Raw genomic sequence first — 18,094 nt, 5'->3', positions numbered from 1 at the left:
GTCTCAGGCTTCTTGAATATCGCCGCGCTCGCGAGCGAGCCGGATCTGTTTCTGACGCTCGCGAAAGCGCATTTTGTCCTGCGCGCTGGTCTCATTGATGCAATTGTGACAGGAAACGCCCGCCTCGAACTCCGGGCGGTTTTTGTCTTCGGGCAGGATCGGGCGGCGGCAGCCATGGCACAGCTCATGCGGGCCTTCTTTGAGCCCGTGACCGACCGAGACGCGGTTGTCAAAGACGAAACATTCGCCCTGCCAGCTGCTCTGGTCCTGCGGGACCTCTTCGAGGTAGCGCAGGATTCCACCTTTTAGGTGGTAGACATCCTCGACGCCCTGCCCGAGCAGAAAATTCGTGGATTTTTCACAGCGGATGCCGCCGGTGCAGAACATCGCCACACGTTTGTTGTGAAAGCGGTCCTTGTTTTCCTCCCACCACTGCGGGAATTCGCGAAAGCTCTCGGTCTTGGGGTCGATGGCGCCCTCAAAGGTCCCGATCGCCACCTCGTAGTCGTTGCGCGTGTCGATTACCACCACGTCGTCCGAACGGATCAGGTCGTTCCAGTCCTCTGGTTCAACGTAATGTCCAACCGAGGCACGCGGATCGACATCGGGTTGACCCATGGTGACGATCTCTTTTTTCAGACGCACCTTCATTTTGCCAAAGGGCGGATGGTCCGCAGTGGCCTCTTTCCAGTCCAGATCCGCGCAGCCCGGCAGGGACTTGATATGTGCGAGCACGGCATCAATCCCGGCGCGGGGACCGGCGATCGTGCCGTTGATCCCTTCATGGGCCAGCAGCAAGGACCCTTTGACGTCGTGCTCCAGACACAGCGCGAGCAACGCAGGCTTGAGAGCAGCGGGATCCGGGAAGCGGGAGAATTGATAGAGTGCGGCGATGGTATACATGAGAGGGCGGATAGAGCGAGTTGCACGCTTTTGCAAGATGCGAAAAAGTCAAGCAACAGCCATAAAATAAACACCTGAAATGTAGGATTGGCTTGCTATAAAGTCACAGCGCTGCAGTGCTAGGATCTCCCCAAAGGTGATTGCGCTTGAAACTCTGTCAGGCGCGGTTTCCTTCTAGTGAAAACAACAGCAATGGAGGCGGCAGTGACACAGGCTCTTCTCGTTATTGATGTGCAGAATGATTTTTGCCCCGGTGGCGCGCTGGCGGTGACGGAGGGCGATGAGGTCGTTGCCCCGATCAACGCCATGATGGAGCGGTTCGACACCGTGATCCTGACGCAGGACTGGCATCCCAAGGGGCATTCGTCCTTTGCCAGTTCTCATCCCGGGCATGCGCCCTTTGACACGATGGAAATGTATTATGGTCAACAGGTTATGTGGCCCGATCATTGTGTTCAGGGCAGCCAGGGCGCAGAGTTTCACCCAAGGCTGCGCACTGACGGGGACATGATCATCCGCAAAGGGTTTCGCCCCGAGGTGGATAGCTATTCCGCGTTTTTTGAAAACGACCAGACCACGCCGACCGGGCTCGAAGGCTACCTGCGCACGCGCGGGATCTCGGATCTGACACTGGTGGGCCTGGCCACGGATTTCTGCGTCGCGTTTTCGGCTCTGGATGCGCGCCGACTTGGTTTTTCCGTGGAAGTTGAGCTGGCAGCCTGCCGTGCAATCGATCTGGATGGGTCCCTGGCAACGCAGCTTGAGAATATGCGTCAAAAAGGCGTGAAAATTTCGTGACAGCGCAGGTCATTTGTTAATCTCGGTCGAATATAAGAACAACAGCCTGACGTTTCAGGGCGACCTAGTCGGATCAGCGGAGCATGGAGCAAACACAGCCTGACACGGATGGACCGTTGTCCCAGCACAATGCGCGCTTCAGCCCTCGTGGGTTGTTGATCCGGTACGCGGTCATCCGCGCGCGGATGTATTACGCGCGGATGTTTGCGGCGGCAGGTCTCACATCGGTGCTGGCGGTGATCTTTGGCCCCTTCTGGCCGCTCGTCTTTTTTGTGCTCTACCTGATCACGGACAAGGCAGAGACCACCTATCTGCGCGGCCTGCCGGAGCGGCTTGAAAATGGCACATCGCTTGCCAAAGCCAAGCGGATCATCTTTCTGTTTTCTGTTCTCTACGCTGGCAGTGTCTGTGGATTTGCCGCCATCCCCTATGTGCAGATGCATACGGAGGCGGGCGCGCATGAAATCCTGGCGGAGCCGTTCTTTGCGCTGTGTATCGTGCTTGGACCCGCGCTGAGCGCCGCTTTGGATCTGAGATATGTGCCGCTTGCCGCATCGGTGCGCCTCTTGATGCTTTCGCTTTTGCCATTTGGCCTGACCGCGCATATTTTGCTCCAGAGCCAGACACATGGCGCTGATTTGCAGCTGATGGTGGCGGGGCTTGTCGCCTTCTTTTTCACGCAGATCTGGTTTGTCGTGATGGTGCAGAAACGGCACCGCAATTCACGTCGGAACCTGCGGTCTCAGGCGCTGCAACGGCAGGCGCTCGAGGACGCCTACATGCGTCTCTTTGACCAAAAACAAGAAGCGCGACGCCTGGCGATGATTGCCGAACACGCCAATGATGGCGTGATGCTGATTGGTCGGGACGGGATCGTGCGCTGGGCCAACGACGGGTTTTCGCGCCTCACAGGCTACACGTTTGACGAACTTGTCGGGCAGAACCCGGGCAAGATCCTCAACAGTGAAAACACCGATCCCGCCGCCCTGCGGGTCATCGAGGCGGGGCGCGAAAAAGGAGAGCCTTTCCGCGCCGAGCTCATCAATCGACGCAAGGATGGCAAGGAAATCTGGATCGAAACCAATCAGGTTCCGGTCTTTGACGACACCGGGCAGATCGAAACCTACATCGCGGTAGAGCGGGATGTCACGGCCACCAAGGAGTATGAACGCCAACTGAAAGAAGCGCGTTTGGCCGCGGAAGAAGGCGCACGGATCAAGGAAGAGTTCCTGGCCACCATGAGCCACGAATTCCGCACCCCGATGAACGGGGTGATCGGCATGGCGCAGATGTTGCAGGCAACGGATCTGAGCGAGGATCAACGCCTGTACACCGACACGATCCTTGGGTCCTCGCGGGCGCTTCTTGCGCTGATCAACGATGTGCTTGATCTGTCGCATATGAACGCTGCGGGGGTGTCGCTGTTCAACGTTGATTTTGATCTCCATGCCTGTGTCGGCGACATCGTCCGCCTGCTGAGCGGTCAGGCCGACGAAAAGCATCTGGAGCTGTCGGTTGAGATTGACCCGGACGTGCCCGTGTGGGTCACCGGAGATGACCGCCGGCTGCGCCAGATCCTCGTCAACCTGCTTGGCAACGCAGTGAAATTCACCACAAGCGGGTCGATCTTCATTCGGCTGCGTGGCGTGGTGACCGGAGATCAGGTCGCGCTTAAGATTGAGGTCGAAGACACCGGGATCGGTATACCTGCCGACAAGCTGGAGAAGATCTTTGAACGCTTCTCGCAGGCGGACAATGCCATTTCCCGCAAGTATGGCGGCAGCGGGCTTGGGTTGTCGATCTCGCGCGGGTTGGCGCAGGCGATGGGCGGCGACATCGATGTCACCTCGGTCGAAGGGGAGGGGGCCTGTTTTACCCTCATGCTCGACATGGGGGTCGCGGACTGCCCTTCCATCGTCGCCGATGAGGCTGAGGATGCGGACTCCCTGCCCGCGTTGGACCAGCTTCAGGGTTTGCGCTTGTTGGTCGCCGAGGACAATCGCGTCAATCGCCTCCTGATCCGCAAGTTTCTCGACAATGCCCCGCTCGAGCTGCGCTTTGCCACCAATGGCGCAGAGGCGCAGGAGCTGGCGAAAGGGTTCCGCCCACAGGTGATCCTGATGGACATGTCCATGCCCGAGGTGAACGGGCTCGAAGCCACCCGCGCGATCCGCTCGTTTGACATAACCCAGCCCTATATCGCGGCGCTCACAGCCAATGTCGACGAGACGAGCCGGCAGGCCTGTGTAGATGCAGGTATGGATACATTCCTGAGCAAGCCTCTGTCGCGCAAGGAACTTTTGAACCTGCTTCTGACCTTTTCCGAAAGGGCGCGGGCATCAGAACGCGGTTGAATGGCTTGCCCAAGGGGGGGCACTGTCCTATCAATCGGTGAACAACCGCGAGAGGGCGACCCTTGGATATTGCAACGCGCGTCTACAATCACAAGTGGAAGATTGATCCAATCGTCCGGTCGCTGATTGATACGGATTTCTACAAACTCTTGATGTGCCAGTCGGTCTTTCGCAACAAACCTGATACGCAGGTGACCTTCTCGCTGATCAACCGCTCTGACAAGGTGCCGCTTGCGCGCCTCATCGACGAGGGCGAGTTGCGTGAGCAGCTGGATCACATCCGCTCCCTGAGCCTCAGCCGCGGCGAAAGCACATGGCTGCGCGGCAACACGTTCTATGGCAAACGCCAGATGTTTCGGCCCGACTTTATGGAGTGGTTCGAAAACCTGCGCCTGCCGCCCTATCACCTTGAACGCAAGGGTGATCAATACGAGCTGACCTTTGAAGGGTCCTGGCCTGAGGTCATGCTGTGGGAAATTCCCGCGCTTGCGGTGCTGATGGAGCTGCGCTCGCGCGCGGTCCTGAATGACATGGGCCGGTTCGAGCTGCAGGTGCTCTATGCCCGCGCGATGACCAAAGTCTGGGAGAAAATCGAACAACTGCGCCAGATCGACGGTCTCGGGATCGCGGATTTTGGCACTCGGCGCCGCCATAGCTTTTTGTGGCAGGACTGGTGCGTGCAGGCGATGATGGAAGGGCTTGGCGGGTCTTTTACCGGTACCTCCAACTGTCTCATTGCGATGCGCCGCGAGGTCGAGGCCATCGGCACCAACGCGCATGAGCTGCCGATGGTCTACTCCGCTCTGGCCGAAGATGACGCGGCGCTTGCCCGCGCGCCCTATGATGTCCTGTCGGACTGGCACGAGGAACACGAGGGCAACCTGCGCATCATTCTCCCGGACACCTACGGCACCAAGGGCTTTTTGGAAAATGCGCCGGACTGGCTGGCGGGCTGGACGGGTATTCGGATCGACAGTGGCGATCCGGCGGCGGCGGCAGAAATCGCTATCAAGTGGTGGCAGGATCGCGGCGAGGATCCCACTGAAAAACGTGTGATCTTTTCCGATGGGCTGGATGTGGGCAAGATCGCAGAGCTGCACCGGCAGTTTTCTGGTCGGGTCAAGGCCTCCTTCGGCTGGGGCACGCTTTTGACCAATGATTTCCGCGGCCTTGTCCCTGATGACGGCCTCGCGCCCTTCTCGGTGGTGTGCAAGGCGGTTTCGGCCAATGGGCGCCCGACGGTCAAGCTCTCGGACAATCCCGAAAAGGCGATGGGCCCCAAGGATGAGATCGCGCGGTACAAGCGGGTGTTCGGCGTCGGCACGCAAGAGCGTATCGACGTGATTGTCTGATCACCCCGGCGCAGGGTCGGTGATTTCAAAGGTAAAGCTCTTCACCTGATGGGGGGTGAAGGGCGCGCCATCGCGCAGGCCCCTGATATTGGGCATCAGGCTCAACCGCGTGCCCCAAAAGGCTGCCGCGCCCTTGGAATGGTGCGAAATCCCCATGCGCCAAAACCCCGGAAACTCATTGAGGATGAGGGCCGCCGCTTCCATCCCAAGCCCCTTGCGTCGATGCTGTGGCAGGATCATGAATTCTGAAAACTCGCGCCGGTCATCGGGCAGATTGAGCACGATGGCAAAGCCCACGCGCGAGGCGTCTGCATGTATCCAAAAGGCGGTGACATCCTTGCGATGCAAGAGCTGCCCGGCCCGTTCGGAAGGGTCAATGCCCGCCGTCGGGGCGGTTTCGGCAAAATAGGGCGCCAGCAGAGTGGCGAGGCGTCCACGCTCTCGCGGCAGGATCAGCGAGAGCGTGACAGTCATGCGGGGGCCTCAACGGGCTCGGTTGGCGTGATGTCCGGCAGCACCGGCGCCGCCGCCAGAAGTTTCTGCGTGTAGCTGTGCTGCGGCGCGGTAAAGACGTCGTCGACGGGGCCTTCTTCGACGATTTCGCCTTTCTGCATCACCAGCACCCGGTCGCAGACCTCGCGCACCACGCTCAGATCGTGGCTGATAAAGAGATAGGTGAGCCCATAGGCCTCGCAGAGCTCTGCAATCAGGTCGAGAATACGGGCGCGCACCGACACATCGAGCGCCGAGACCGCCTCGTCAAAGATGATGAGCTCGGGCCGCGTAATCAGCGCGCGCGCAATGGCGATGCGCTGGCGTTGCCCACCGGAAAACTGATGCGGATACTTGTTTGCATCCGAAGCCTTGAGCCCCACGTCCTCCAGTACCTGTCCCACCAGGTCGCGTCGCTCTTGGCCAGTTGGGGCGTCCGGCGACAGATGAAACGGTTCCGTCACCAGCCGCTCAACCCGGTGGCGTGGATTGAAACTGCCATAGGGGTCCTGAAACACCACCTGCATCGCTTGCCGCTGGGCGGCGCTGCGCTGTTGCGACAGGGGCTGACCGTTCAGCAGCAGCTCTCCGCCTTGCAGCCCTTCGAGGCCCAGAATGGCCCGGGTCAGGGTGGATTTGCCGCATCCCGACTCGCCCACAAGGCCCAGACGCTCGCCCTTGTGAAGCGTAAAGCTCACATCATTGACGGCGCGAAACGTGCCCGGCTTGCCCAGCCAGCCTTTGCGCGGCGTTGTATAGTCGCGCACGGCGCCTCGCACCTCCAGCAGCGGGGCAGGGGCCTGGGGCGCGGCAGGCAGCGCAACCTTGTGAGCGGACGCCTCAAACAGCATGCGCGTATAGGGGTGGCGTTGATGGGTGAGCACGCTCAGGGTCGGGCCGCGCTCGACCACCTCACCCTTGCGCATCACCACGATCCGATCGGCAAGATCGGCCACAACAGCAAGGTCATGGGTGATAATGAGCAACCCCATCCCGTATTCGCGCACCAGGTCCCGCAAGAGATCAAGGATCTGCGCCTGTGTAGTCACATCCAGCGCGGTTGTGGGTTCATCCGCGATCAAGAGCTTGGGCCTGAGCGCAATCGCCATCGCGATCACAACGCGCTGACGTTGCCCGCCAGAGAGCTCGTGCGGGTAGCGATCCATCGGGAAACGCTCCGGCGGCAGGCCGACCCGGGTCAACACGCGCGCGGCCTCGGCCTTGGCGTCGGCTTCGGCGGTGTCGGTGTGCAAGAGGATCGTCTCCATCACCTGCGCCCCGATGGTCATCACCGGGTTGAGCGCCGTCATGGGCTCTTGAAACACCATACCGATGTCACGCCCGCGCCGCTGGCACATCTCGTCTTCGGAGAGGGCGCAGAGGTTTTCGTCCTCAAGGTAAATCGCGCCGTCAATCTTGGCAGCCTGCGGCAACAGGCGCATGACGGAAAAAGCCGTCATCGATTTGCCAGATCCGCTCTCGCCCGTCACCGCGAGGATCTCGCCTGCCGCGATCGACAGGGTCACATTCCGCAGGATCGGCAGCGCCCCGATCGAGAGCGAGAGGTTGGAAATATCCAGAAGGCTCATGCGCGCCCCTCCATCAGGCGGGGATCAAAGCGGTCGCGCAACCCATCCCCCAGCAGGTTCAGGCCCACGACGGTCACGATGATGGCGCAGCCCGGCACAATGGCCAGATGCGGCGCGAGGCTCACGAGGGTTTGCGCCTCAGCAAGCATCCGACCCCAGCTCGGGGTGGGGGGCTGCGCACCAAGCCCCACATAGGACAGCCCCGCCTCGGCCAAGATCCCAAGCGAGAACTGGATTGTGCCCTGCACGATCAGGAGGTTGGCGATATTGGGCAGGATATGTTCGGCCGAGATACGCGCGCGCGATTTCCCGGCAACCCGGGCCGCCATGATGAATTCCCGCGCCCAGAGGCTGAGACTGCCGCCGCGCGCCACACGGGCAAAGACCGGAATATTGAAAATGCCGATGGCGATGATGGCATTCACGGCGCTCGGGCCAAAGACGGCCGTGATCAGGATCGCAATCACCAGCGAGGGAAAGGCAAAGACCAGATCATTGCCGCGCATGATGATCTCATCAAGCCAGGAGCCGCGCGTGGCCGCCGCTGCAAGCCCCAAAGGCACGCCAAGGCCGATGCCGATCCCCACCGCCAGAAGCGCCACCGCCAGAGAGGTGCGCGCGCCGACCATGACCATCGACAGGATGTCACGGCCAAAATGATCGGTGCCCAGAAGATGTGTGGCATTTGGAGTCTGCAACTTCTCGGGGATGTTCATCACCGCATGGTCAAACGGCGTCCACACGAAGGAGACGATCGCCAGAAGCAGCATGACCCCAGAAAGGAGACCGCCAAGAAACAGGCTTCGGTTCATGATGTTCTCCTGAGCCGAGGATCGACCACGGCATAGGCCATATCGACAAGAAAGTTCACCAGGATCACGGCAAAGACCAAGAGCATGACGACGCTTTCGACCACAATGAGATCGCGCGCGGAAATCGCCTGAAACACCAGCCGTCCAAGGCCCGGCAGATAAAAGACCTGTTCGATGATGATGGCACCGGCAAGCAGGAATGAAAACTGCAGGCCGATGATCGTAAGCACGGGAATAAGCGCGTTGCGCAGCCCGTGACGGCGGATCGCCTGCTTCTGGCTCAGACCTTTGGCGCGAGCCGAGCGCATGAAGTCCTCGCCCAGCACTTCCAGAAGGGCCGAGCGCATAACCCGCGCAAGGATTGCCGCCTGCGGCAACGCCAGCGCAATCGCCGGCAGGGTCAGCGCGTGGAGCCCCGCCCATAGCCCTTTGTCCCAGCCGACAAATCCGCCGGCCGAAAACCAGCGCAGATTGATTGCAAATACCAGCACCAGCAGCATCGCAAACCAGAAATTCGGCACCGCGACCCCAAGCTGGGTCGCGCCCATCACGGCCATGTCCCCGGCTTTGCCCCGCCGCGAGGCCGCATAGATCCCGGCCGGAAGCGCGATCAATGTGGACAGCGTCAGCGCATAGATCGCGAGCGGCAGAGAGACCCAAAGCCGCTCTGCAACCATTTTGGCGACCGGGGTGCGATATGTGTAAGAGGTGCCGAAATCACCGGTCAGCATGCCGCCAACCCAGTCGAGATAGCGGCTCACCTTGCTTTGATCGAGTCCCAGCTCGCTGCGCAGGGCGGCGACGGTTTCCTCCTGGGCGCCGGTGCCCAGCATAAAGGAGGCCGGATCGCCCGGAGCGACTTCGATCACGGCGAAAATCACCATGGATGCAATGGTGAGACTGAGAGCGAGCGACAGCAGTCGTTTGGCGAGATAATGCAGCATTGGCAGAACGTTATGGGGCGCCGCAGCGCGCGTCTAGGGGCAGCGAGGCAAAATGGATTTGCAGAACTGAGGGGGTGGAGGTGGGATCGAAAACGCCGGGCCTGATCGGTAAGGCCCGGCGCAAGACGAGGGTTTTACTCAGCCCAGCTGAGCGCCCCGATTTCGATGGCAGCGGCCGGAGCATTGGCCCAGATGCCCTCAAGGCCGGCTTTGGCAACGCCGAGCTTTGCCAGCTGGAACAGGTAGCCGTTAACATAGTCATCCGCGATCATGCGCTGGGCGTCCTGCAAGAGCGCCGTACGCTGGTCCGGGTCGGTGGTCGCGTTGAGGCGGCTCATCACGCCCTGGAACTCCGGATTGTCATACTGGAAGTAATAATCCGGACGGCCGTAGATCCCGATGTCCATCGGCTCGGTGTGGCTGACGATCGTGAGACCATAGGTCTTGCCTTTGAACACGGTCTCAAGCCACTGCGCCCATTCCACATTGATGATCTCGGCGGTGATACCCACCTGCGCCAGCTGCGCGGCCACGATCTCGCCACCGCGACGGGCATAGGCGGGGGGCGGCAGGTGCAGCGTGGTGGTGAACCCATCTGCAAGGCCCGCTTCGGCCAGAAGCGCGCGGGCTTTGTCGGGGTCAAAATCTGACTGACCGGTGAGATCCACATAGGCCGGGTTATGCGGCGCAAAATGGGTGCCAATCGGCGTGCCATAGCCGAACATCGCACCATCCACGATGGCCTGGCGATCAATCGCATGGGCCAGCGCCTGACGCACTTTGGGGTTGTCAAAGGGCGCCTGGGCGTTGTTCGTCGACAGGATCGTCTCGCCTTCGGTGGAGCCAACGATCACCTGAAAACGCGGATCGGCCTCGAACTGGATCATATTCTCTGGCGCCGGGAAATTGTCAAAGGCGTCAATGTCTTCGGCCATCATCGCGGCAAAGGCGGCGGTGGGGTCGGAGATGAACTTGATCGTGGCGCCGGTCAGCTCGGGGATCTCGCCCCAGTAATTCGGGTTGCGCACCATCTCTACCCGGTCTCCCTGCACCCATTCGCCAAAGCGGTAGGGGCCGGTGCCCACAGGAGCAGTTTTCAGGGTCTCGACCGACTCTTCGGCCACGATCACCGCATCGCCCCAGGCGAGGTTGAAGAGGAAATTGCCGTTGGGCTCGGAGAGCGTCACCACCACGGTTTGCGCATCACTCACTGTGACGTCCGCAATGTCCGCAAAGAGCGCCTTCTGGGCGTTGGTGCTGTCCTCGGCGCGGGCGCGATCGAGCGAGAATTTCACATCCTGCGCATCAAGCGTGCTGCCGTCGTGAAAGGTGACGCCCTCTTGCAGAGTGAACGTATAAGTCCGACCGTCCTCGGAAATCTCCCAGGATTTCGCAAGAAGCGGCACCACAGCCCCATCCGGGGTAAAGCGCGTGAGGCCCTCGAAGATATTGAGATACACCACCGTATCGATGGCTTGCGCCGCGCCGCCAGTGGGATCGAGATGCGGCGGCTCCAGCTGGGTGGCGTAGGTCACGGTGTCCTTGGCCAGCGCAGGCCCCGCCAGAAGGGCGAGCGCAGAGACGGCCGCCAGAATGGGTTTTTTGAAATTCATTGTCGTTTTCCTCCTCTTTCGGTGGTGTACCACCGCGATTCATTCGCCATTTCACGCTGGCGTTATGTGCAGCAAATGATTTTTCCCTCGCGTAATCAAGCTTTGCTGCACTGCCGCACGGCTGGTAAGCCCGGCTGGCAAATGGTATCGACGGCAAACTTTGTCCGCTTTGGCCCTGTGCCCGTTGGCTCTGAGACGGGTCAGGAGTGTTTAACGAGGTAACAAAATAATGAGCGCATCATCGCAAAAAACGGCCCTAACGGCCGAAGACATCCGGGCCATGAAAGGGCGGACCCCGATTGTCAGCCTCACGGCTTATACCACACCGATGGCGCAGCTGATGGATGAACATTGCGATTTTGTACTGGTCGGGGACAGCGTCGGCATGGTGTTGCATGGGCTGCCGTCGACGCTTGGGGTCACGATGGAGATGATGATCCTGCACGGTGCTGCCGTCGCTCGCGGCCTGAAGCGCGCGATGATGGTGATCGACATGCCCTTTGGAAGCTACGAACAATCGCCAGCGCAGGCCTTTGCGAATGCCGCCCGCCTGATGGCGGAAACCGGTGCGGCGGCTGTCAAACTCGAAGGCGGCGTAGAGATGGCCGACACCATCCGCTTTCTCGTGAAACGCGGGATCCCCGTGATGGCGCATATCGGGCTCACGCCGCAGTCGATCAACACGCTGGGCGGCTACAAGGTGCAGGGCCGCGACGCCGCTGCCAAACCCCTCATCGCCGATGCCCGCGCGGTTGCTGAGGCCGGGGCCTTTGCGGTGGTTCTGGAAAAAGTCCCGGCAAGCCTTGCCGATCAAGTGACTGAGATCGTCGACATTCCCACCATCGGCATCGGGGCCTCTGCGGGCTGTGATGGCCAGGTGCTGGTGGTGGATGACATGCTTGGCTTTTTTGGCGCCTTCAAGCCGAAGTTCGTCAAACGCTACGCCGAGCTTGGCCCCGCCGCCGAAGAAGCAATCGCAGACTACGCCTCCGAGGTCCGCGCGCGGCTTTTTCCCAGTGCAGAACACACCTTTGCGGACCACGCGCCGCAAAAAGCCCCTCAACAAGACTGAAGGACTGCCCCCGATGACTCCCCCGATCTTGCGCCGTCTGGATGATCTGCGCGCCCTGCGGCGTGACTGGATGAAGAAGGGCGAAACCCTCGGTCTTGTTCCCACCATGGGCGCATTGCACGCCGGGCATCTGTCCTTGGTAGAGGCCGCCAAAGCCGCCTGCGATCATGTGGTTGTCACCATTTTTGTGAATCCCAAACAGTTCAACAGTCCCGAAGACCTCGCCAATTATCCGCGCACGGAACATGAGGACGCGCAAAAGCTCTCACCCTACGGTGTGGATGCGATCTATGTGCCCGATCCGGATCAAATCTACCCCGAGGGCTACGCCACCACGGTCAGCCTCACGGGCGTCACGGATGTCATGGAAGGCCCCAACCGCCCCGGCCACTTCGAGGGGGTCGCAACGGTGGTGGCCAAACTGTTCCTTCAGTCCGGGGCCGACCGCGCGTTTTTTGGCGAAAAGGATTATCAACAGCTGATGGTGGTGCGGCGTATGGCGCGGGATCTCGATATCCCGATCGAGGTGATCGGCTGCCCCACCGTGCGCGAGGCCTCGGGCCTTGCAATGTCCTCGCGCAATATGCGCCTTTCTCCTGCGGCCACAAGGACTGCGGGCCAGCTCAATCCCCTCATGGAAGCCGCGGCCACCCGTCTGCGCGCCGGCGAGGACTATGCCCCGCTTGAGGCCGAGATGCGTGCCCAGCTCAGCGATTTGGGGTTTGCCGAGATCGAGTATATCGACCTGCGCTGTGCTCAGGATCTCACGTCTCTGGACCGTCTGGATCGCCCCGCACGCATGTTCGTTGCGGCCTGGCTCGATGGGGTGCGGCTCATTGACAATATCGCCGTCTGAGCCCTGTCCCGCGGTCGCTTTGATACTAATTTATTAGTAGGGGCTGGTCGCGCTAACAGATTTATGTCTAATCTCCGCAGCAAGAGACGATTTGGAGGGCGCGCTCATGACCTATATTCTCGCGATTGATCAAGGGACGACTTCGACCCGCGCGATCCTGTTTGACGGTGACATGCAGGTCGCCGCTGTGGCGCAGGAGGAGTTTACCCAGCATTACCCCAATGCGGGATGGGTGGAACACGACCCCGAGGACCTTTGGTCCACGACCGTGGCGACTTGCCGCAAAGTGATGGCAGACAAAGGTATTTCCGCCTCTGATATTGCCGGGATCGGCATCACCAACCAGCGCGAAACCACCGTTGTCTGGGACAAGGCCACCGGTCGCGCGATCCACAACGCGATTGTCTGGCAGGACCGCCGCACCGCCGAGATCTGCGAAGGTCTGCGCGACGAAGGCCATGAGGACATGGTGCGCGAAACCACGGGGCTTCTGCTCGATCCCTATTTCTCCGGCACCAAGGTCAAATGGATTCTCGACACTGTCGAGGGGGCCCGCGCCCGTGCCGAGGCCGGTGATCTGCTGTTTGGTACCATCGACAGTTTTCTGATCTGGCGTCTCACGAACGGGCAGTCGCACGTCACGGACGCCACCAACGCGGCGCGCACCCTGATGTATGACATCAAGTCCGGCAGCTGGAGCACAGAGATCTGCGCCATGCTGGAGGTGCCGCAGGCCATGCTGCCCGATGTGCTCGACAGCGCGGCAGACTTCGGCACCACGTCCCCGGACCATTTTGGTGGCGCGATCCCCATCCTGGGGGTTGCGGGCGATCAGCAGGCGGCGACAGTGGGCCAGACCTGTTTCAAGCCGGGGATGATGAAATCCACCTATGGCACCGGGTGTTTTGCACTCTTGAACACGGGCGATACGCCGGTGCTGTCAAAGAACCGCATGCTCACAACCATCGCCTACCAGCTGGATGGCAAACCCACCTATGCGCTCGAAGGCTCGATCTTTATCGCAGGCGCAGCGGTGCAATGGTTGCGCGACGGGCTTGGCATCATCGGCAAGGCCAGCGAGTCCGGGGTGCTGGCTGACAAGGCGGATCCAACCCAGGACGTGATCCTTGTGCCCGCCTTTACAGGCCTTGGCGCGCCCTATTGGGAACCGGACTGCCGCGGCGGTATGTTTGGACTCACCCGCAACTCGGGCCCTGCGGAATTTGCCCGCGCCGCGTTGCAGAGCGTGGCCTACCAGACCCGCGACCTCTGGGAGGCGATGCGCGCCGACTGGGAAGGAGAGGCCAATGTCACCCTGCGCGTCGATGGCGGCATGAGCGCCAGCGACTGGGCCATGCAGAGCCTCTCCGACACGCTTGGCGCTGCCGTCGATCGTCCCGTAATGCAGGAAACCACCGCGCTGGGTGCGGCTTGGCTTGCGGGCATGAAAGCAGGCGTCTACCCCGATCAGGAGGGCTTTGCGGCCACTTGGGCCCTGGATCGCGAGTTTAAACCAAAACTCGACGCCGCCCGTCGCGAAGAGGCCTATGCCCGTTGGAAACGCGCCGTGCAGGCTGTCATCGGAGTCTGACGCGGCGCTTGAAAACCGCCCCCTCGCGTCTTCTAACAAAAAATATCCCGGGGGTTACAGGGGGGAGCGCCCCCTGTCTTTATGTCAAAGGCGTCAAACCTGCGCCCCGGCCGGAATGGTCGGGGGCTGCGCATTCAGGGCCTCAATCGAAAACCCCGAAATTGCCTTGTACTTGGCCGCATGCGCCGCAAGATCCGCGCGCGCAATAACGGCGTCGATCTCCTCAAACGCCCCTCCGCAGAGGTCCTCAACGCGCTGCAACACCGCATCCGGCCCGTTGCCGGACCGGTTGGCCAGGCCGATCTTGGTGGCTGCCGGGCGCATCTCGGCCTCATAAGCCTGCAGCGCCTCTGCCGTCACCCCATGCGCGAGGATCTGTGCACCGATATTGCGCGCATCCAGAATCGCCTGGCTCGCACCGTTAGAGCCGATGGGGTAGGTTGGATGCGCCGCATCCCCCATCAATGTGCGATGCCCAAAGCTCCACTGCGGCAGCGGGTCCCGATCCACCATCGGGTATTCATAGACCACCTCGGCGCCGCGAATGAGCTGAGGCACATCAATCCAGTCAAAACGCCAGTCTTCAAAGTCACCGACAAACTGATTGATATCGACCGCCCGGTTCCAATCCTCACGCTGGAAATCTTGGTTGGGGTCAAAGCGTTTCTCGGCAATCCAGTTGAGCGTCGCAAGACCGTCCGCATCGGGCGCAGAGATCGGGTAGGACACAAAGCGCAGATGATCGTGACCGATCATCGCCATCGCGCCTTCGCCTTTGAACACCGGCGCGCGGGTGGTGGCCCGCCACAGAATACGCCCGTCCCAGATCGGCGCGCCCTCGTCGGGGTACTGGCAGGCGCGCAGGGCCGAATGGATGCCATCCGCTGCCACCACAAGACGTCCCGCGACGCTTCGCCCATCCGAAAGATGCAAGAGCGCGCCCTCGGTGGTGTCCTCCCAGCCCTGCGCGCGCGCCGGTTTCAATCACCTCTGGTCCTGCGCGCTCCAGAAGGCTGCGATACAGAAGCATCTGCAATTCGCCCCGATGAACGGAAAACTGCGGCCAGGCATAGCCTGCGTTGAGGCCGCGCGGCTCTTCCCAGATCGTGTTGCCCAGCTTGGAATAAAACCCAAGCTGTTGGGTGCGCACACCAATCGCATCAAGCTCCGCCTCAAGGCCGAGATCAAACAGCTCGCGCACCGCATTGGGTTGCAGGTTGATGCCAACGCCCATGGGTTTGAGCGTGCGCGTGGCTTCAAAGACCTTAAACGGCACACCGATCTGGTGCAGCGTCAGCCCCAGAGCCAGCCCCGCGATGCCGCCACCTGCAATCAAAATTGTCATAATTCATGTCCTCCCGCGCGGCATAAGATCATGGCGCTAGAGGCAAAGACAAGCCCGCAAACGGACGGGGGTCAGGGCTTTGCGGAGACGATCAGCTCGGGGCCAAAGATCACATCTGCATAGTCGGCCAGATAGATCTTGAGCCAGGGCGTGAACCGATCCGGATGACGCTCCACCTCGGCCAGAAGGTCATGATAATCGACCCAGCGAGTCTCCATCACCTCTGCCGGATTTGGCGCTAGCCCAAGCGGTGCGAGCATATGGGCAAGGTAGACATCGACAACTTCGTGTTCAATAAGCCCGCCGCCCACGTCGGCGCGATACTCAAGCGTGTGGCGATACTCGGGATGCAGGCCCTCCAGGCCCAGCTCTTCCCGAAGCCGACGCACCGCGCAGCGATCCGACGCCTCGCGCCACTGCGGATGGGTGCAGCAGGTGTTCGCCCAAAGACCGGGCGTATGGTACTTGCCCATCGCGCGCCGCTGCATCAGGATCTCGCGCCCCTGTACCACAAAAACGGACACGGCCTTATGTCGCATCCCCTCCTGATGGGCGCGCAGCTTGTCCACGGGCGTCAGGGTTCCATCAACCCATGCGGGGATCAGATCGGGGCGGCGCTCTGTCATGTCACTCCTGTCATTTGGCTGCCCGAGGGCCGCGTCAATCGCAGAGCATCTAGGGCAATGGGCAGGGGATCTCAAGGGCGCGCCCTATGCCAGAGCACGCCACGCCCGAAAAGAGCGCGACGTTCCCTGCAAGTGTCCGGCGTTCTGTTCAGTCGCTGGCGTTTTCGCTGTCGGAGGCCTCGGCCTCTGCCTCTGCCGGGGCGGGGCCAAATTGGGCGAGATATGCATAGACATCCTCGCCACCGGTCTTCAGGCGAAAGGCCATTTTGGATTTGGCTTTGTTGTCTTCCAGGAATTCCCGCAAGAACCCCCGCGGGTCTGCGGTATATGCGGCAAATGTCTCAGCGTCCCAGACAAGACCGGCTTCGCCCGCTGCAACCAGGTCATCGCCATAGCGAAAATCCTCAACGGTGCCCGCCTGACGGCCCGCGATCCCCCAAAGATTGGGCCCGGTGCGCCCTCCTTTGGAGAGTGTTTCGCCTGTGTCAGAGACGATCTGGTGGCAGGACTTGCATTTGTTGAATGCCTTTTGCCCGGCTTCAGGATCGCCTTCGGCCCATGCCGTGACGGGAAGCGTGAGGGCAAACACAATGGCTGTACTGAGAATCGATTTCATCAACTTGGCTCCTGTGCGGAAGAATCTCAGCACCAAGATCTGAGCCAACACAGCGCACTGTCAACGCGACATAAGCGACATGTGCCCGAATTCAGTGTGCTTGGGGGCTTTGCCCCTCTTGGCCTGCGGCCAATTCACCCCAGGATACTTTCAGTCAGAAGAAAGAACGGCCCCCATGTCTTCTTCTAACTCCAAATATCCCGGAGCGCGAGGCAGAGCCTCGCATCCCCGTTGCGTCACCAGCGCGCGCATTGGTGACGAGATTCAAACGCGCGCGGGGTATTTTGGTTTTGATCGCGATCTTTGCCGGGATGAAAACCGGCGACATCAGGAAACGGCTTCCCCCCGGGGGAGCAGTGCAGAGATAACGTTGAGCACGCGGGAGGATACTCCCGGCCACCTCCGCCCCCTCGGGCGGCGCCGCCCTTTTCCATAGATTGACCTATGCGCTGGATCAGCGCTTACGACACAAAGAAAGACTGAAGCTGGTTCCGGCGAAACAATAATTGGTCCCGGATACCCCCGCATGCCCTTCGGCATGTGGCATATTTTCATGACTTCCCAGTATCGGGTTTGACAGGCGCCGCCGTTCGCGGGACACTGAATTCTGATAAAGATATTGTTCTATAAGAGATTTCAGAATGGACGCGCTGCTCGCATTTGCGTTGCAATGGACGAACCCGAGCCATCCGCCTGAACATGTTGCGGCATCTGAGTTCCAGATCGCAGAGATGTCGCTCCAGTTATCGCTTCCTGCCGATTACAAATCCGCGGTTCTTGCAGCAGGATTGCCCCGCCCAACCCTAGCCTTGCTGGATGCAATTGTTGAGAGAGAAGCCGACCTCCATGATCTGAACCATCTCTATTCGCCGTCTGAAATTGTGGACTATACTCCATTGAGCCACGCGGCCGGATTGCCAGAGTATCTTCTGCCAATTGCCTCAGACAGTCTTGGAAGCTCATTCGTGTATGATATGCGCGACTTGTCCAGCGGGCAGGGAAACACGGCAGCTGTGTATTTCTGGGATAATGACTTCGGTACCCTCGACAAAGTAGGTGCCAGCTTTGAAGATTGGATCTCCAGTTATACTGAGGACTGGAGTGAAGGCCTAAACTACGACGATTTCTAAT

General features: G+C 60.6%; 15 protein-coding genes and 1 pseudogene. 7 read left to right on the top strand and 9 right to left on the bottom strand.

Translation table 11 applies throughout. From position 1 onward, the window contains the following. Positions 1 to 3 precede the first annotated feature (3 nt). Positions 4 to 903 (bottom strand): oxygen-dependent tRNA uridine(34) hydroxylase TrhO, encoded by a 900-nt coding sequence (trhO, locus tag ACZ1HH_RS17290; protein ID WP_487320458.1) that lies wholly within the window; start codon positions 901 to 903, stop codon positions 4 to 6. Positions 904 to 1,095: 192 nt separating this feature from the next. Between trhO and pncA the strand changes: the two genes are divergently transcribed. The 3 genes from pncA to pncB all read left to right on the top strand — a co-directional run bounded on the left by pncA (position 1,096) and on the right by pncB (position 5,407). Further along, positions 1,096 to 1,701, top strand: a complete 606-nt coding sequence (gene pncA / locus ACZ1HH_RS17285) for a bifunctional nicotinamidase/pyrazinamidase (protein ID WP_011537045.1) — start codon at positions 1,096 to 1,098, stop codon at positions 1,699 to 1,701. A gap of 83 nt (positions 1,702 to 1,784) precedes the next feature. Next, the gene (locus ACZ1HH_RS17280; RefSeq protein ID WP_472635487.1) at positions 1,785 to 4,055 is read left to right on the top strand and encodes an ATP-binding protein; all 2,271 of its coding nucleotides are present in this window, start codon (positions 1,785 to 1,787) and stop codon (positions 4,053 to 4,055) included. Between the two features lie 62 nt (positions 4,056 to 4,117). Further along, a complete protein-coding gene (gene pncB, locus ACZ1HH_RS17275; protein WP_011537047.1) occupies positions 4,118 to 5,407 on the top strand; it encodes a nicotinate phosphoribosyltransferase in 1,290 nt (429 codons plus the stop codon). On the opposite strand, the gene ACZ1HH_RS17270 is transcribed toward pncB, so the two are convergent. The 5 genes from ACZ1HH_RS17270 to ACZ1HH_RS17250 all read right to left on the bottom strand — a co-directional run bounded on the left by ACZ1HH_RS17270 (position 5,408) and on the right by ACZ1HH_RS17250 (position 10,857). Then, complete coding sequence (locus tag ACZ1HH_RS17270; protein ID WP_416369830.1) at positions 5,408 to 5,881, bottom strand: GNAT family N-acetyltransferase; 474 nt, start codon at positions 5,879 to 5,881, stop codon at positions 5,408 to 5,410. After that, on the bottom strand, positions 5,878 to 7,488 hold the full coding sequence (locus tag ACZ1HH_RS17265; protein WP_472635486.1) for an ABC transporter ATP-binding protein: 1,611 nt from the start codon (positions 7,486 to 7,488) through the stop codon (positions 5,878 to 5,880). Before ACZ1HH_RS17265 ends, ACZ1HH_RS17270 begins: the two co-directional genes overlap by 4 nt. After that, complete coding sequence (locus ACZ1HH_RS17260) at positions 7,485 to 8,300, bottom strand: ABC transporter permease (protein ID WP_011537050.1); 816 nt, start codon at positions 8,298 to 8,300, stop codon at positions 7,485 to 7,487. Before ACZ1HH_RS17260 ends, ACZ1HH_RS17265 begins: the two co-directional genes overlap by 4 nt. Continuing rightward, positions 8,297 to 9,244 carry an ABC transporter permease gene (locus ACZ1HH_RS17255; protein ID WP_011537051.1) on the bottom strand — a complete coding sequence of 316 codons (948 nt, stop codon included), beginning with the start codon at positions 9,242 to 9,244 and terminating at the stop codon, positions 8,297 to 8,299. Before ACZ1HH_RS17255 ends, ACZ1HH_RS17260 begins: the two co-directional genes overlap by 4 nt. 134 nt (positions 9,245 to 9,378) lie before the next feature. After that, positions 9,379 to 10,857 carry an ABC transporter substrate-binding protein gene (locus tag ACZ1HH_RS17250; protein ID WP_011537052.1) on the bottom strand — a complete coding sequence of 493 codons (1,479 nt, stop codon included), beginning with the start codon at positions 10,855 to 10,857 and terminating at the stop codon, positions 9,379 to 9,381. A 229-nt stretch (positions 10,858 to 11,086) separates the two neighbouring features. Between ACZ1HH_RS17250 and panB the strand changes: the two genes are divergently transcribed. From panB to glpK, 3 genes are all read left to right on the top strand, one after another. Beyond that, positions 11,087 to 11,929 (top strand): 3-methyl-2-oxobutanoate hydroxymethyltransferase, encoded by an 843-nt coding sequence (gene panB / locus ACZ1HH_RS17245; RefSeq protein WP_472635485.1) that lies wholly within the window; start codon positions 11,087 to 11,089, stop codon positions 11,927 to 11,929. A 13-nt stretch (positions 11,930 to 11,942) separates the two neighbouring features. After that, positions 11,943 to 12,785, top strand: coding sequence for a pantoate--beta-alanine ligase (gene panC / locus ACZ1HH_RS17240; protein ID WP_416369833.1), 843 nt, complete (start codon positions 11,943 to 11,945; stop codon positions 12,783 to 12,785). 106 nt (positions 12,786 to 12,891) lie between these two features. Continuing rightward, a complete protein-coding gene (gene glpK, locus ACZ1HH_RS17235; RefSeq protein WP_472635484.1) occupies positions 12,892 to 14,376 on the top strand; it encodes a glycerol kinase GlpK in 1,485 nt (494 codons plus the stop codon). 93 nt (positions 14,377 to 14,469) lie between these two features. On the opposite strand, the pseudogene ACZ1HH_RS17230 reads toward glpK, so the two are convergent. The 3 genes and pseudogenes from ACZ1HH_RS17230 to ACZ1HH_RS17220 form a co-directional block, all read right to left on the bottom strand. Further along, positions 14,470 to 15,721, bottom strand: a pseudogene (locus ACZ1HH_RS17230) (flavin-dependent oxidoreductase). Positions 15,722 to 15,792: 71 nt separating this feature from the next. Beyond that, the gene (idi, locus tag ACZ1HH_RS17225; protein WP_011537057.1) at positions 15,793 to 16,347 is read right to left on the bottom strand and encodes an isopentenyl-diphosphate Delta-isomerase; all 555 of its coding nucleotides are present in this window, start codon (positions 16,345 to 16,347) and stop codon (positions 15,793 to 15,795) included. Between the two features lie 148 nt (positions 16,348 to 16,495). Next, the gene (locus tag ACZ1HH_RS17220; RefSeq protein ID WP_472635483.1) at positions 16,496 to 16,963 is read right to left on the bottom strand and encodes a c-type cytochrome; all 468 of its coding nucleotides are present in this window, start codon (positions 16,961 to 16,963) and stop codon (positions 16,496 to 16,498) included. A 641-nt stretch (positions 16,964 to 17,604) separates the two neighbouring features. Between ACZ1HH_RS17220 and ACZ1HH_RS17215 the strand changes: the two genes are divergently transcribed. Beyond that, a complete protein-coding gene (locus tag ACZ1HH_RS17215; RefSeq protein WP_472635482.1) occupies positions 17,605 to 18,093 on the top strand; it encodes an SMI1/KNR4 family protein in 489 nt (162 codons plus the stop codon). Position 18,094 lies beyond the last annotated feature (1 nt).

Source organism: Epibacterium sp. HA2-3 (genome assembly GCF_055693725.2).
The sequence above is the reverse complement of the archived record's forward strand: the minus strand, read 5'-3'. Positions and strand labels throughout refer to the sequence as shown.

Excerpts from the sequence above, each read along its gene's own strand:
- glpK (WP_472635484.1), top strand. The coding sequence starts at position 12,892 with ATGACCTATATTCTCGCGATTGATCAAGGGACGACTTCGACCCGCGCG.
- ACZ1HH_RS17280 (WP_472635487.1), top strand. The coding sequence starts at position 1,785 with ATGGAGCAAACACAGCCTGACACGGATGGACCGTTGTCCCAGCACAAT.
- ACZ1HH_RS17250 (WP_011537052.1), bottom strand. The coding sequence starts at position 10,857 with ATGAATTTCAAAAAACCCATTCTGGCGGCCGTCTCTGCGCTCGCCCTT.
- ACZ1HH_RS17265 (WP_472635486.1), bottom strand. The coding sequence starts at position 7,488 with ATGAGCCTTCTGGATATTTCCAACCTCTCGCTCTCGATCGGGGCGCTG.
- panC (WP_416369833.1), top strand. The coding sequence starts at position 11,943 with ATGACTCCCCCGATCTTGCGCCGTCTGGATGATCTGCGCGCCCTGCGG.
- trhO (WP_487320458.1), bottom strand. The coding sequence starts at position 903 with ATGTATACCATCGCCGCACTCTATCAATTCTCCCGCTTCCCGGATCCC.
- ACZ1HH_RS17270 (WP_416369830.1), bottom strand. The coding sequence starts at position 5,881 with ATGACTGTCACGCTCTCGCTGATCCTGCCGCGAGAGCGTGGACGCCTC.
- idi (WP_011537057.1), bottom strand. The coding sequence starts at position 16,347 with ATGACAGAGCGCCGCCCCGATCTGATCCCCGCATGGGTTGATGGAACC.
- ACZ1HH_RS17255 (WP_011537051.1), bottom strand. The coding sequence starts at position 9,244 with ATGCTGCATTATCTCGCCAAACGACTGCTGTCGCTCGCTCTCAGTCTC.
- ACZ1HH_RS17220 (WP_472635483.1), bottom strand. The coding sequence starts at position 16,963 with ATGAAATCGATTCTCAGTACAGCCATTGTGTTTGCCCTCACGCTTCCC.
- ACZ1HH_RS17260 (WP_011537050.1), bottom strand. The coding sequence starts at position 8,300 with ATGAACCGAAGCCTGTTTCTTGGCGGTCTCCTTTCTGGGGTCATGCTG.
- panB (WP_472635485.1), top strand. The coding sequence starts at position 11,087 with ATGAGCGCATCATCGCAAAAAACGGCCCTAACGGCCGAAGACATCCGG.
- ACZ1HH_RS17215 (WP_472635482.1), top strand. The coding sequence starts at position 17,605 with ATGGACGCGCTGCTCGCATTTGCGTTGCAATGGACGAACCCGAGCCAT.
- pncA (WP_011537045.1), top strand. The coding sequence starts at position 1,096 with ATGGAGGCGGCAGTGACACAGGCTCTTCTCGTTATTGATGTGCAGAAT.